Annotated in this window: 11 protein-coding genes; 9 read left to right on the top strand and 2 right to left on the bottom strand. The window is 66.2% G+C overall.

Translation table 11 applies throughout. The features are described from left to right. Positions 1-2 precede the first annotated feature (2 nt). The 6 genes from DM992_RS23110 to DM992_RS23085 all read left to right on the top strand — a co-directional run bounded on the left by DM992_RS23110 (position 3) and on the right by DM992_RS23085 (position 7,253). Complete coding sequence (locus DM992_RS23110) at positions 3-1,169, top strand: electron transfer flavoprotein subunit alpha/FixB family protein (protein ID WP_111018799.1); 1,167 nt, start codon at positions 3-5, stop codon at positions 1,167-1,169. Next, on the top strand, positions 1,166-1,951 hold the full coding sequence (locus DM992_RS23105) for an electron transfer flavoprotein subunit beta/FixA family protein (RefSeq protein WP_111018798.1): 786 nt from the start codon (positions 1,166-1,168) through the stop codon (positions 1,949-1,951). The genes DM992_RS23110 and DM992_RS23105 overlap by 4 nt, the downstream gene beginning before the upstream one ends. Positions 1,952-2,003: 52 nt before the next feature. Further along, on the top strand, positions 2,004-3,245 hold the full coding sequence (locus DM992_RS23100) for an aromatic ring-hydroxylating dioxygenase subunit alpha (RefSeq protein WP_111018797.1): 1,242 nt from the start codon (positions 2,004-2,006) through the stop codon (positions 3,243-3,245). 29 nt (positions 3,246-3,274) lie between these two features. Next, positions 3,275-4,423 carry a hybrid-cluster NAD(P)-dependent oxidoreductase gene (locus DM992_RS23095; RefSeq protein WP_111018796.1) on the top strand — a complete coding sequence of 383 codons (1,149 nt, stop codon included), beginning with the start codon at positions 3,275-3,277 and terminating at the stop codon, positions 4,421-4,423. Between the two features lie 133 nt (positions 4,424-4,556). After that, complete coding sequence (locus tag DM992_RS23090; protein ID WP_111018795.1) at positions 4,557-5,420, top strand: glycine betaine ABC transporter substrate-binding protein; 864 nt, start codon at positions 4,557-4,559, stop codon at positions 5,418-5,420. 177 nt (positions 5,421-5,597) lie between these two features. Next, positions 5,598-7,253, top strand: a complete 1,656-nt coding sequence (locus tag DM992_RS23085) for an APC family permease (protein WP_111018794.1) — start codon at positions 5,598-5,600, stop codon at positions 7,251-7,253. A 156-nt stretch (positions 7,254-7,409) separates the two neighbouring features. Here DM992_RS23085 and purU read toward each other — a convergent pair whose 3' ends face one another. Then, the gene (gene purU, locus DM992_RS23080) at positions 7,410-8,285 is read right to left on the bottom strand and encodes a formyltetrahydrofolate deformylase (protein WP_111018793.1); all 876 of its coding nucleotides are present in this window, start codon (positions 8,283-8,285) and stop codon (positions 7,410-7,412) included. Positions 8,286-8,456: 171 nt separating this feature from the next. Then, the gene (locus tag DM992_RS23075; RefSeq protein ID WP_111018792.1) at positions 8,457-9,362 is read right to left on the bottom strand and encodes a LysR family transcriptional regulator; all 906 of its coding nucleotides are present in this window, start codon (positions 9,360-9,362) and stop codon (positions 8,457-8,459) included. Positions 9,363-9,603: 241 nt separating this feature from the next. On the opposite strand from DM992_RS23075, the gene betC reads away from it, so the two are divergent. The 3 genes from betC to DM992_RS23055 all read left to right on the top strand — a co-directional run bounded on the left by betC (position 9,604) and on the right by DM992_RS23055 (position 13,546). Further along, on the top strand, positions 9,604-11,139 hold the full coding sequence (gene betC, locus DM992_RS23065; RefSeq protein ID WP_111018791.1) for a choline-sulfatase: 1,536 nt from the start codon (positions 9,604-9,606) through the stop codon (positions 11,137-11,139). Positions 11,140-11,184: 45 nt separating this feature from the next. After that, the gene (gene choX, locus DM992_RS23060) at positions 11,185-12,150 is read left to right on the top strand and encodes a choline ABC transporter substrate-binding protein (RefSeq protein ID WP_111018790.1); all 966 of its coding nucleotides are present in this window, start codon (positions 11,185-11,187) and stop codon (positions 12,148-12,150) included. A gap of 256 nt (positions 12,151-12,406) precedes the next feature. Next, the gene (locus DM992_RS23055) at positions 12,407-13,546 is read left to right on the top strand and encodes a porin (RefSeq protein WP_034180735.1); all 1,140 of its coding nucleotides are present in this window, start codon (positions 12,407-12,409) and stop codon (positions 13,544-13,546) included. Positions 13,547-13,567 lie beyond the last annotated feature (21 nt).

Below are 13,567 nucleotides of genomic sequence, written 5' to 3'. Positions count from 1 at the left end.
CGATGAATACGATCAAACGAATCGATCCGCGCCGGCCGTTCATCATCACGGCCGCGGGCCTGAAGCGCATCACGCTCGGCGAGGAAGGCAGCGCCGACGCGAGCGCCGCGAACTGGTTCGCGCACGGCCACGCGGCTGCCGCGAAGCCGCGCCGCGCGGTGCAGGAGCCGAAACACACGATGCTGGTGGTCGCGCACGGCGAACGCGGCGCGCTCGACGATCATGCGCGGCAGACGATTGCCGCCGCAGCATTGCTCGCCGATGCCCAGACCGAAGTCGCGCTGCTCGCATTCGGCGAACTGAAGGACGACGTGGCCGAACTCGGCGTCGACAAGCTGGTTGAACTCGCCGGCTTCGATCGTCGTGCCTTCGACCCTGAAAGTGAATTGCAAGTGTTGCAGGCGTGCGTCGCGGCACTCGCGCCCAAACACGTGTTCGTGCCCGACAACGCAACGGGCGACGGCGATCTCGGCCGGCGTTACGCGGCGGCCGCCGGCGCGAGCGTCGCGACCCACGTGGTCGAGATCGACGCGAAGCATGTCGGCGCGTATGCGCAGGCCGGCCGCGCGTTCGCGACGCGCGGGCTGCCCGACGTGATCCTGCTCGCGCAGAACGCGGTCGACGCGAAGCTGCCGTTCGTCGGCGCGGGCGAACGCCTGGCCGCCGATTTCATCCGCCCGGCCCATGACGCATCGCAGCCGTATCGCGATCTCGGCCTCGAGGAAATCGATGCGGCGCGGGTCGCGCTCGAGGAAGCCGATTTCATCGTGTCGGCCGGCAACGGCGTGTCCGACATCGGCGCGTTCGAGCGGCTGGCCGGCGCGTTCGGCGCGGCGATTGGCGCGAGCCGCGTCGCGGTCGACAACGGCCACTTCACGCGCGACAAGCAGGTCGGCGCGACCGGCAAGACGGTCGAGGCGAGCGTGTATATCGCGTTCGGCATCTCGGGCGCGGTGCAGCATCTGCAGGGGATCAAGGACTGCCGCCACGTGATCGCGGTGAACCTCGACGGCAGCGCGCCGATCGCGAAGCGCGCGAACCTGACGGTGGTCGGCGATGCGCAGGCGACGATCGCCGCGCTGATCGAACAGGTGCAGGCCGCGCGGGTCGCGCGCGGACAATCGCCGGCCGCGGTCGGCAACCGTGAACCGGAAGGAGTCGCCGCATGAACGCCCCCCGCCAGTTACAACGCATCGCGGTGCTCGTGTCCGTGGGCCGGCACCCGGTCAGCGGCGTCGCGCGCTACAGCCGCAACGACGCGGCTGCGCTCGAAACCGGCCGCCAGCTCGCGGAACGGCATCGCGCGCAGCTCGACGTGATCCATGCAGGCGACCCAGCGAATGCGGCGCTTGCCGAATATCTCGCGCTCGGCGCGCGGGAGGTCGAAGTGCTGGCCTGCCGCGACGGCGACGATGCCGTGCATGCGCTCGCCGCGCGCGTCGAAGGCTACGACCTCGTGCTGACCGGCACGCGCGCCGAGGGCGCGTACGACACCGGGATGCTGCCGTATCGCGTCGCCGCAGCGCTCGGTTATCCGCTGGTCGGCTCGGCCGTCGACGTGTCGGTCGAAGGCGGTCGCGCGGCCGTGCGGCAATTTTTGCCGAAAGGGCTGCGGCGCCGCGTCGACGCGGCGCTGCCGGCCGTCGTCGCCGTCCATCCGCTCGCCAATGCCGAGCCGCGCTACGCGTATGCGCGGCTGCGTGCCGGCGCGATCCGGCCGGCGCTCGCGGCACCCGGCGCGGACGCCGACGCGGCCGCGTGGACGGTCGGTCCGGTCGAGCGTAAACCCGTAAAACTGGTCGCTGCCGAAAAGCGCTCCGGGCATGCCCGGATGCTGTCCGCGACGACGACCGAAAGCCGTGGCGGCAACGTCGTAAATGAAGGGAGTTCGGTCGAAAAAGCACAAGTGATCCTCGCGTATTTGCGCGAGCATCAGCTCATCGACTACTGATTTTGATGCCTGTCGGCAAGAACCCAGGGATGCAAGGAATCCGGAGCAAACGATGAAAGTATCGGCAGACATTCGTGCACTGATCGAGCGGCGCAAGGTAGGGCACAGCCTCGACGCACCGTTTTACACGAGCGAGGAAATTTTCGCGCTCGACATGGAGGCGATTTTCCGCCAGCACTGGATCCAGGTGGCGGTCGAGCCGGACATTCCCGAGCCGGGCGACTACCTGACCGTGGAGCTGGGGAGCGATTCGATCCTGATCGTGCGCGACGACGACATGGCGATCCGCGCGTTCCACAACGTGTGCCGTCACCGCGGCGCACGCCTGTGCAACGAGGACAAGGGCTCGGTCGGCAACATCGTGTGCCCGTACCACAGCTGGACCTACAACCTGACGGGCCAGCTGATGTTCGCCGAGCACATGGGCGAGCAGTTCGACCGCTGCAAGCACAGCCTGAAGTCGGTGCACGTCGAGAACCTCGCGGGCCTGATCTTCATCTGCCTCGCCGAAGAGCCGCCGGTCGATTTCGCGAAGATGCGAGCCGAGATGGAGCCGTACCTGCTGCCGCACGACCTGCCGAGCACGAAGATCGCCGCGCAGATCGACATCATCGAGGAAGGCAACTGGAAGCTCACGATGGAGAACAACCGCGAGTGCTATCACTGCGTCGCGAACCATCCGGAGCTGACGATCTCGCTGTACGAATACGGCTTCGGCTACCAGCGTTCCGACGCCAACGCCGAGGGCATGGACGCGTTCGCGGAGACGTGCGCCCGGCGCGGGAAGGAGTGGGCCGAGATGGGCCTGCCGTCCGCCGAGATCGAGAAGCTGCTCGACGTGACGGGCTTCCGCACGCAGCGCCTGCCGCTCGACCGCAGCGGCGAATCGCAGACGCTCGATGCGAAGATCGCGTCGAAGAAGCTGCTCGGCAATTTCAGCCAGGCCGACCTCGGCGGGCTGTCGTTCTGGACGCAGCCGAACTCGTGGCACCACTTCATGAGCGATCACATCGTGACGTTCTCGGTGATCCCGCTGTCGGCCGGCAAGACGCTCGTGCGCACGAAGTGGCTCGTGCACAAGGACGCGAAGGAAGGCATCGACTACGACGTGAAGAACCTCACGGCCGTGTGGAACGCGACCAACGACCAGGATCGCGCGCTCGTCGAATTCTCGCAGCGCGGCGCGAACAGCAGCGCATACGAGCCGGGCCCGTATTCGCCGTACACGGAAGGTCTCGTCGAAAAATTCTCGGCCTGGTATATCGGCCGGCTCGCCGAAAAGACCGGCGAATAGTATCCAGCAGCGAATTTGCGGAGCAAGACATGATGCGAGATGCGGCCAATTTCGAGCCGACGGACAGCCGGGTGACACGTCCGGCGTTCTGGAACGCTCTTCCCGAGCGCTGGACGAGCGACGTCGAGGAAACGCTGGTGTGCTGCCAGGTACGGCAGGAAACGCACGACGTGAAGAGTTTCTTCTTCCGTTCGCCGCAGGGCCGCGCGTTCTCGTTCGAGCCCGGGCAGTTCCTCACCCTCGAGCTCGACATCGACGGCGAAACGATCAACCGCTGCTACACGATCTCGTCGTCGCCCGCGCGGCCGCACACGGTGTCGATCACGGTCAAGCGGGTGCCGGGCGGCAAGGTGTCGAACTGGCTGCACGACAACCTGCGGCCGGGCGCATCGGTGCGCGTGCTCGGCCCGGCCGGCGAATTCACGTGCGCGCGGCATCCGGCGCGCAAGTACCTGTTCCTGTCGGCCGGCTCGGGCGTCACGCCGCTGATGTCGATGAGCCGTGCGCACCATGATCTCGCGGAAGACCGCGACATCCTGTTCGTGCACAGCGCGCGTACGCCGGACGACATCATCTTCGCGCGCGAGCTCGACCTGATCGCGTCGAATCACACGAATTTCCGCACGTCGTTCGTCGTCGAGCGTGTGGGTGCGCGCACCAACTGGCCGGGCGTCACGGGCTTCCTGACGCTGCCGCTGCTGAAGCTGATCGCGCCGGATTTCATGGAACGCGAAATCTTCACGTGCGGCCCCGCGCCGTACATGAAGGCCGTGCGCGACCTGCTCGACGAAGCCGGTTTCGATCGCAAGCAGTATCACGAGGAGAGCTTCTCGTTCGAAACGCTTGCGCAGACCGCGAGCGACGAGCTGCTCGCCGATCTGGCGCCGCCGGCCGAAGGCGGCGACGCCGGGACGAAGCAGTACACGGTCAGCTTCGCGAAGAGCAACCGCGAGATCGCGTGCGGCTCGGAGCAGCACGTGCTCGATGCGGCACGCCAGTCGGGCGTGCGGCTGCCGGCCTCGTGCACACAGGGCATGTGCGGCACCTGCAAGGTGAAGCTCGTGTCGGGGCAGGTCGAGATGAAACACAACGGCGGCATCCGCCAGCGCGAGATCGACCAGGGGATGGTGCTGCTGTGCTGCAGCAAGCCGCTGTCCGATCTCGTGATCGACAAGTAGTCAAATCGCGCCATCGGCTGTCCGGGCGCGTCGCGTCCGGACAAGCATCCGTCGGAAAACAACGATACCGCGGATTTGTGGTTGAAGAACCTAGAGAGGCAACGCGCGCAGGCGCATATCAAGGAGATCGACCATGAAGTTGTTCGGAAAACTGTTGTGGACCGGCGCACTGTCGGCGATGGTGGCATTGAGCGCCTCGGCGCTCGCCGATACGAAGCCGACGCTGAAGATCGGCTACGTCGAAGGCTGGGACGACAGCGTCGCGACGTCGAACGTCGCGGCCCGCGTCATCGAGAAGAAGCTCGGCTACCAGGTCCAGCTCGTGCCGGTCGCTGCCGGGATCATGTGGCAGGGCGTCGCGCGCGGCGATCTCGACGCGACGCTGTCCGCATGGCTGCCCGTCACGCACGGCTCGTACTGGGATGAGTACAAGGCCAAGGTCGTCGACCTCGGCGCGAATTTCCCGGATGCGAAGATCGGCCTGATCGTGCCCGCGTACGTTAAGGCGAAGAGCATCGACGACCTGAACGCGGAGAAGAGCAGTTTCGGCGGCCGGATCGTCGGTATCGACGCGGGTGCCGGCGTGATGCGCAAGACCGACGAAGCGATCAAGAGCTACGGGCTGAACTACACGCTGATGCCGAGCTCGGGCAGCGCGATGACGGCCGAGCTGTCGCGTTCGGTCAACGCGAACAAGCCCGTAATCGTGACCGGCTGGGCGCCGCACTGGATGTTCGCGAAGTGGAAGCTGCGCTTCCTCGAGGATCCGAAGAAGGTGTTCGGCGGCGCCGAGCACGTCGACAGCGTCGCGAATCCGGGCCTCGAAACGAAGGCCAAGCCGGTCGTCGCGTTCCTGAAGAAATTCCAGTGGAAGCCGGGTGAAATCGACAGCGTGATGCTGGCGATCCAGAACGGCTCGAAGCCGGAAGCGGCCGCCGACGCGTGGATTGCGGCGCATGCCGACCGCGTGAATGCGTGGACGGAAGGCGCGCAGTAGGCACTAGATATTCGTCATACGAAGCACCATAAAAATACGACGGGAATGGCATGCAGGAATCCGAAGTAATAGCGGTTTCATGCGGCCATATCCCGGAATTCTTTTACTGATTCTGCAAAAAAGTGCTTAAGTTGTTACACTACGGCCCTTATGCGGAGTCATCACAGGAGGATATGGATGAGTCAAGCAGGACTGCGTGCGAACAGCACCAGTGATGTTGAGGCAACCATCTCACATGATTCGACGGGCCACACGCTGCATCGTGGCCTGACTTGGAAAGATGCATTCTGGGTAACGAGCGGCGTGCCGGCAGGCGTGCTGTTCACGATCGGCGGCGTATGCGCGACGATCGGCCAGCCCGCGTGGGCGATCTGGATCGCCGCGATCACGATGGGGCTGATCCAAAGCGCGACTTATGCGGAAATATCGGGGCTATTTCCCCATAAATCGGGCGGCGCGTCGGTGTATGGCGCGATCGGCTGGGTCCGTTACAGCAAGCTGATTGCCCCGGTTTCCGTGTGGTGCAACTGGCTCGCGTGGTCGCCGATGCTTGCACTCGGCTGCGGCCTCGCGGCGAGCTATGCGCTCACGAGTCTCTTTCCCGCCGATGCGGCGGTGCTGCACTGGCAGCTCAAGGTTGCGGATCTCGGGTTCATCAAGCCCGGTCTGTCCCTGCGGATCAACGCGACGTTCATCATTGCGACGATCCTGCTGCTCATCACGTTCAAGCTTCAGCACAGCGGTGCGTCGAAGGCTGCGCGCACGCAGCGCATTCTCGGCATCGCATCGCTCACGCCGCTGTTGATCGTCGGCATCGTACCGTTCGTCACCGGCGACGTGCCGATGTCGAACCTGCTCCCGCTGCTGCCGCTCGGTCATGACGCGCACGGCAACCTCACGGCCGCGACGTTCGGTTCGTGGAACGGGCAGGGCGTGACGATGGCGCTCGGCGCGATGTTCATGGCCGGGTGGGCGTCGTACGGTTTCGAAACCGCCGTCTGCTACACGCGCGAATTCCGCGATCCGCGCCGCGATACCGCGAAGGCGATCTTCTGGTCGGGTGCGCTGTGTCTCGTCGTGATGACGCTCGTGCCGCTGGCGTTCCAGGGCGCGCTCGGTACGCAGGCGATGCTCGATCCCGCGATCGGCGACGGTACCGGCGTCGCGGCCGCGATGGCGAAGATCGTCGGCGGCGGCGCATGGGTTGCGAATGCGGTCGTCGTGATGCTGATGCTGTCGATCCTGCTGATCGTGATGACGTCGATGATGGGCTCGTCGCGCACGCTGTACCAGGCATCGGTGGACGGCTGGCTGCCGAAGTACCTGTCGCACGTGAACGAGCACGGCTCGCCCACGCGCGCGATGTGGACCGACCTCGGCTTCAACCTCGTGTTGCTGATGATGTCGGACTACATGACGGTGCTGTCGATCTCGAACGTATGCTACATGCTGTTCGTATTCCTGAATCTTCAGTCGGGCTGGATCCACCGGATGGATCGCGGCAACTGGGATCGGCCGTTCCGCTGTCCGACGTGGCTGCTCGTCGGCGGTGCGATCTGCGGCTATGCGAACCTCGTGTATGTCGGCGCGGGTGCGAACCTGCAGGGCGAGGGCACGCTGCGTAATGGCCTGATCGCGATGCTGCTGATCGTGCCGGTGTTTCTCTATCGTCACTACTGGCAGGATCGCGGCCGGTTCCCCGCGCAGATGCAGCGCGACATGGAGCTTGAGGTGCCGAAGCGCAGCATGTGGTTGAATCTGATGCCTTACGCGGCGCTGATCGGCGCGGGGTTGACGATCTGGTTGTCGTATTACTTTGCGTGGGTGAAGTGACGATGTAATGCGTGCATCGCCGCGCGATGGCCCCGGAAACCGCACTCGGGATTGTCGCGCGAAGCGTCAAATGCAACGAGACAGCAAAGAGGCCCGACGGTACGCCTGTCGGGCCTTTTTTGTTTTCGTCGCGCTCGGACGAACGCGACGCGCACCTTACGAAAACACCACCGTCCGATCCCCGTTCAAAAACACCCGCCGCTCGATGAACGCCTTCACCGCGCGCGCCAGCGTGATGGATTCGACGTCACGCCCCACCGCCAGCAATTGCTCCGGCCGCAGCGCGTGATCCACACGCTCGACGACCTGCTCGATGATCGGGCCTTCGTCGAGATCGTCGGTGACGAAGTGCGCGGTCGCGCCGATCAGTTTCACGCCGCGCGCATGCGCCTGGTGATACGGCTTCGCACCCTTGAAGCCGGGCAGGAACGAGTGATGGATGTTGATCGCGCGGTTCGCGAGCTTCGCGCTCGTCTGCTGCGACAGCACTTGCATGTAGCGCGCGAGGATCACGAGTTCGGCGCCGCTCGATTCGAAGAAGTCGAGCCACTGCGCTTCCTGCTGCGCCTTCGTGTCGGCCGTGATCGGGAAGTGCCGGAACGGCAGCCCGTGCTGCGCGGCCATCGGCTCGAAATCGGGGTGGTTCGACACGATGCCGACGATGTCCATCTTCAGTTCGCCCATCCGCCAGCGGAACAGCAGGTCCGCGAGGCAGTGCTCGAGCTTCGACACCATGATCAGCACCTTCGGCCGCGCGTTCACGTCGTGGATCGCCCATTGCATGTCGCCGCCCAGGCCGGCCGCGATCGGCGCGAATTCCTGGCGCAGTGCGTCGATCTGCAGCGTTTCATCCGTCGGATGAAAGACGCAGCGCACGAAGAAGCGGTTGCTGAGATCGTCGTCGAACACGTTCAGCGCATCGACATAGCAGCGATGGCGATCGAGAAAGCCGACGACGGCGGCGACCTGGCCGGCCGCGCTCGCGCACGACAGCGTCAGGACGAATTGATCGGGGCGGTGCTCGGCGGTCATGAGACTCCTCGGATGGCATGGGGCGCACGGCCCGTGCGGCAGCGCGCGAAAGCGCCGCGCCGCGCGGGTTGCGGGAGACTCAAGTAAATCAGGACGATTTTTGGGAGGATAGAACCAACGCGCCGTGTGGCTGGTATCGGTGCGCCAGCACGCGGTGGCAGGCCCGATTCGTCAGGCGCTCGCGCACGCGTCGAGCAGCCAGCGCCGGAACACGTGGGTCGCGTCCGGCTCGGGCCGCTGCGGCGGCCGCACCAGGAAGTAGCCGCGCGACGTGACGACGGGCGCGTCGACGAGCTTTACGAGCTGGCCGGATGCGACGAGCTCGTCGACGAGCGGCGACCAGCCGAGCGCGACGCCTTCTCCGAGCAGCGCCGCGTGGATCACGAGCGCGTAGCTGTTGAAGGTCACGCCGCGTGCGGCGGCCGCCGTGTCGAGGCCGTGCGCGTCGAACCAGCCCGACCACGACAGCCAGCGCTCGGGGCGCGTCGGCTGCACGTGCAGCAGCGGCAGCGCGAGCAGGTGGTCGGCCCGCGCGACGTGCGGATGCGCGTCGCGAAACGCGGGCGAGCAGACGGGCGTGACGGATTCCGGAAAGAGCCGCGCGGCCGTGCACGACGGCCAGTGGCCGTCACCGAACAGGATCGCGATGTCGCCGTGGTCGCGCTGCGCGTCGTAATCCTGTGACGTGACGACGCGCACGTCGACATCCGGCATCACGTGTTTCAGGCCCGCCAGGCGCGGCATCAGCCAGTAGGTCGCGAAGCCGAAGTCGGTGACGATCGTGAGCGCGCCGTGCTCGCGGCGCGCGCGCAGCGTCGCGGTGGCGCCGCGCAGCGTGTCGAGGCTCAGCCGCACGGCTTCGTACAGGCACTGGCCGTCGGCCGTCAGCGTGACGCCGCGCGGGCTGCGCTCGAACAACGGCACGCCGAGTTCGGCCTCGAGCTGGAACACCTGCTGGCTCACGGCCGGCTGCGTCGAGCCGAGCTCGCGCGCGGCGGCCGTGAAGCTCGCGAGCCGGGCGGCCGATTCGAACGCGCGCAGCGCCTGCATCGACGGTAACGGTTCGGATTTCGACATAAGTCCTTCTAATGGCCCCATAAGGGCAGGACGCCTTCCCGCCCGAATTCGGGCGGGCGATAGTGCATCGGACGGCACGGCACGCGAGCTTCACGGCTGGCGCGGCAGGCCTTTCCGCGATTCTAGCCAGTCGCGGCGGGCCCGCGCGGCACTTTCTTCGGGCTGCCTCCGTCATGCCGGACGTCTCGCTGCCAAAGCGGCGCGCCGTTCCATTCGAACACCGTTTTCCCCACGACCGCCGATGACGAACCCGACACCCAACATCCTGATCCTGATGGCCGACCAGCTCACGCCGTTCGCGCTGCCGGCGTACGGCAACCGCGTCGCGTGCACGCCGACGCTCGACCGGCTCGCCTCGCAAGGCGTGGTGTTCGACGCCGCGTATTGCGCGAGCCCGCTGTGCGCGCCGTCGCGTTTCTCGCTGCTGACCGGCAAGCTGCCGTCGGGGATCGGTGCCTACGATAACGCCGCTGAATTGCCGGCGCAAACGCTGACGTTCGCGCACTACCTGCGCGCGGGCGGCTACCGGACGATGCTGTCCGGCAAGATGCATTTCTGCGGGCCCGACCAGTTGCACGGCTTCGAGGAGCGGCTCACGACCGACATCTATCCGGCCGATTTCGGCTGGGTGCCCGACTGGGACAGCCCGGCGGAGCGGCCGAGCTGGTATCACAACATGAGCTCGGTGCTCGACGCGGGCCCGTGCGTGCGCACGAACCAGCTCGATTTCGACGACGAAGTCACGTTCGCCGCGAAGCAGAAGCTTTACGACGTCGCGCGCGAACGTGCGGCCGGGCACGATGCGCGGCCGTTCTGCATGGTCGTGTCGCTGACCCATCCGCACGACCCTTATGCGATCACGCGCGAATACTGGGATCTGTACCGCGACGACGAGATCGACATGCCGGCCGTGCGGCTCGATGCAGCGGACAGCGACCCGCATTCGCAGCGGCTGCGCTTCGTCTGCGAGAACGACCGCACGCCGCCGACCGATGCGCAGATCCGCGCCGCGCGCCGCGCGTACTACGGCGCAACCTCCTACGTCGACACGCAGTTCGGCAGCGTGCTGGCCGCGCTCGAGCAGTGCGGGTTCGCCGACGACACGATCGTGATCGTCACATCCGACCACGGCGACATGCTCGGCGAGCGCGGGCTCTGGTACAAGATGACGTTCTTCGAAGGCGGTTGCCGCGTGCCGCTGATCGTCCATGCGCCGGGCCGCTTCGGCGCCGGGCGCGTGCGCGGGCCCGTGTCGCACGTCGACCTGCTGCCGACGCTCGTCGACCTGGCCGGCGCCGCGCCCGCCGGCGGCTGGCCCGACCCGGTCGACGGCGCGAGCCTCGTGCCGCACCTGCACGGCACGCCCGCGCACGATGTCGCGCTCGGCGAATACCTCGCGGAAGGCGCGGTCGCGCCGGTCGTGATGATCCGCCGCGGCGACTGGAAATACGTGCATTGCCCGGCCGATCCCGACCAGCTTTACAACCTCGCCGACGACCCGCGCGAGCTGACGAACCTGGCCGGTTCGCCGGAAGCCGCCGACGTGCTCGCGGCGTTCCGCGTTGAAGCCGCGCAGCGCTGGAACCTGCCCGAGCTGGACCGGCAGGTGCGTGCGAGCCAGCGGCGCCGACGCTTCCATTACGCGGCGGCGACGCAGGGCCGCATCCACGCGTGGGACTGGCAGCCGTTCACCGACGCGAGCCAGCGTTACATGCGCAATCACATCGAACTCGACACGCTCGAGGCGATGGCGCGCTTTCCGCGGGTCGGGCGCTGAGCGTCCCGCATCGCGATCATTGACGAACGACGGAGGAAGCTGGCGATGGAACCGCAATGCAATGCAGCAATCCGGATCGGCGCGGCGTTCGCCGCGGCCGCCTGCCTGATGGTGGCGCAGGGCGCGCACGCGGCCGACCCGCAGACGTGCAGCGACGTGAAGATGGCGGCGCCCGGCTGGACCGACATCGACGCGACGAACGCGATGGCGGGCGTCGTGCTGAAGGCGCTCGGCTACCGGCAGGACGTGGCGAACCTGTCGGTGCCGATCACGTATCAGGGGCTCAAGAAAGGGCAGGTCGACGTGTTCCTCGGCAACTGGATGCCCGCGCAGGCGCCGCTCGTGAAGCCGTTCGTCGATGAGAAATCGATCGACGTGCTGCACGCGAACCTGAGCGGCGCGAAGTTCACGCTTGCGGTGCCCGACTACGTTGCGGCGGCGGGCGTGCATACGTTCGCCGATCTCGCGCGCTACGCGGACCGTTTCGGCGGCAAGATCTACGGGATCGAGCCCGGCGCGCCCGCGAACCAGAACATCAAGCGGATGCTGTCCGACCATGCGCTCGGCACGGCGAACTGGTCGCTCGTCGAATCGAGCGAGACGGGCATGCTCACGCAGGTCGAGCGCGCGGTGCGCGACAAGCGCTGGATCGTGTTTCTCGCGTGGGAGCCGCATTTGATGAACACGAAGTTCCATCTGACCTACCTGTCGGGCGGCGATGCGTATTTCGGCCCGAACTACGGCGGCGCGACGGTCAATACCGTCACGCGCGCCGGGTTTGCCGGCCAGTGCGCGAACCTCGCGCGGCTGTTCCGGCAGATGACGTTCTCCGTCGACGTCGAGAACCGGATGATCGCGGACATGCTCGACCACAAGACGTCGCCCGCGCTCGCGGCGCAGCATGCACTGAAGGCCGACCCGGCGCTGGTCGCCGGCTGGCTGGACGGCGTGACGACGGCAGCCGGCGCACCGGGCCTGCCGGCCGTGCGCGCGGCCCTCGACGGCCGCTGACCGCTCCCCGGGCGGCCGGTTTTTGCCGTGCCACCCGTCTACGTGTTTTCCCGACCGGTCGCATCGTGACCATTTAGTGTCGCCTTCAGACGGGTGACGTGAAATATGGGTTTGTATTTTTCGGCAATGGCTGCGTTATTGCGGAAAACGAAATGCCGAAGCCAGCAGGCGTACTGAATTCGAATCCACCGGCGTATCGCGGCACGCGCCGGGACGAGATTCTTTCCATCGAACGGTTCAGGGAGGGTGGTCGATAATGAAGCACACGAAAGTCGCCGTAGCCGCCGCGCTTGCATGCGCGGCCTGTATTCCTGCCATCGGCCATGCGCAGAGCAGCGTGACGCTGTACGGGATTCTCGACGCGGGCATCACGTATGTGAACAACACCGGCGGCTCGCACGTGGTCAAGTTCGACGACGGCGTTTCATACGGGAACCGCTTCGGCCTGAAGGGCACGGAAGACCTGGGCGGCGGCCTGAAGGCCGTGTTCGCCCTCGAGAGCGGCTTCCACCTCGGCAACGGACAGCTCGGCTTCGGCGGCGCGGAGTTCGGCCGGCAGGCGTATGTCGGCCTGCAGAACGACTGGGGCACGCTGTCGTTCGGCAACCAGCTCGACATCACGAACGAACTCGTGTCGATCTACAACATCTCGGCGTGGGGCAGCGGTTATGCGATCCACCAGGGCGACTTCGACCGCTTCAACGGCGACCGCCTGCCGAATTCGGTGAAATTCCTGTCGAACGACCTCAGCGGCTTCAAGTTCGGCGCGATGTACTCGTTCGGCAACGTCGCGGGCAACTTCCACCGCAACAGCGCATGGAGCGCGGGCGCGAGCTTCACGAAGGGCGACTTCTCGATCGGCGCCGCGTACACGCGCCTGAACAACCCGAACGGCATCTACGCGTTCGACCCGTACGCGATGATCGGCACGCACACGTTCCTCGGCCAGCAGACCGTCACCGTCGATCCGGCGACCGGTGCGCGCACCGACCTGTTCGCGAACACGCCGATGGACGTCGACAGCCAGGGCACGTTCGGCATCGGCTCGAGCTACACGATCGGCAAGCTGACGCTCGACGCCAACTTCTCGTACACGACGATCAAGGGTTTCGGCCAGTCGTCGCACATGCAGGTGTATGAAGGCGGCGGCTTGTACCAGTTCACGCCGGCGCTGAGCCTGATCGCAGGCTACCAGCACACGCGCTTCGAAGGCCATCACTGGAACCAGGGCACGGCGGGCCTGCACTACCTGCTGTCGAAGCGCACCGACGTGTATATCTCCGGCGATTACCTGCGCGCGTCGCACGGCGTCGATGCGGTGGTCGGCTACAGCTTCACGCCGTCGACAACGCAGACGCAGGCCGACGTGCGGATCGGGATGCGGCATTCGTTCTGAGCGGGGTGGTTTGGAGCAGCG

Source organism: Burkholderia sp. JP2-270 (genome assembly GCF_003233675.1).
Lineage (GTDB): Bacteria > Pseudomonadota > Gammaproteobacteria > Burkholderiales > Burkholderiaceae > Burkholderia > Burkholderia pyrrocinia_C.
The sequence above is the reverse complement of the archived record's forward strand: the minus strand, read 5'-3'. Positions and strand labels throughout refer to the sequence as shown.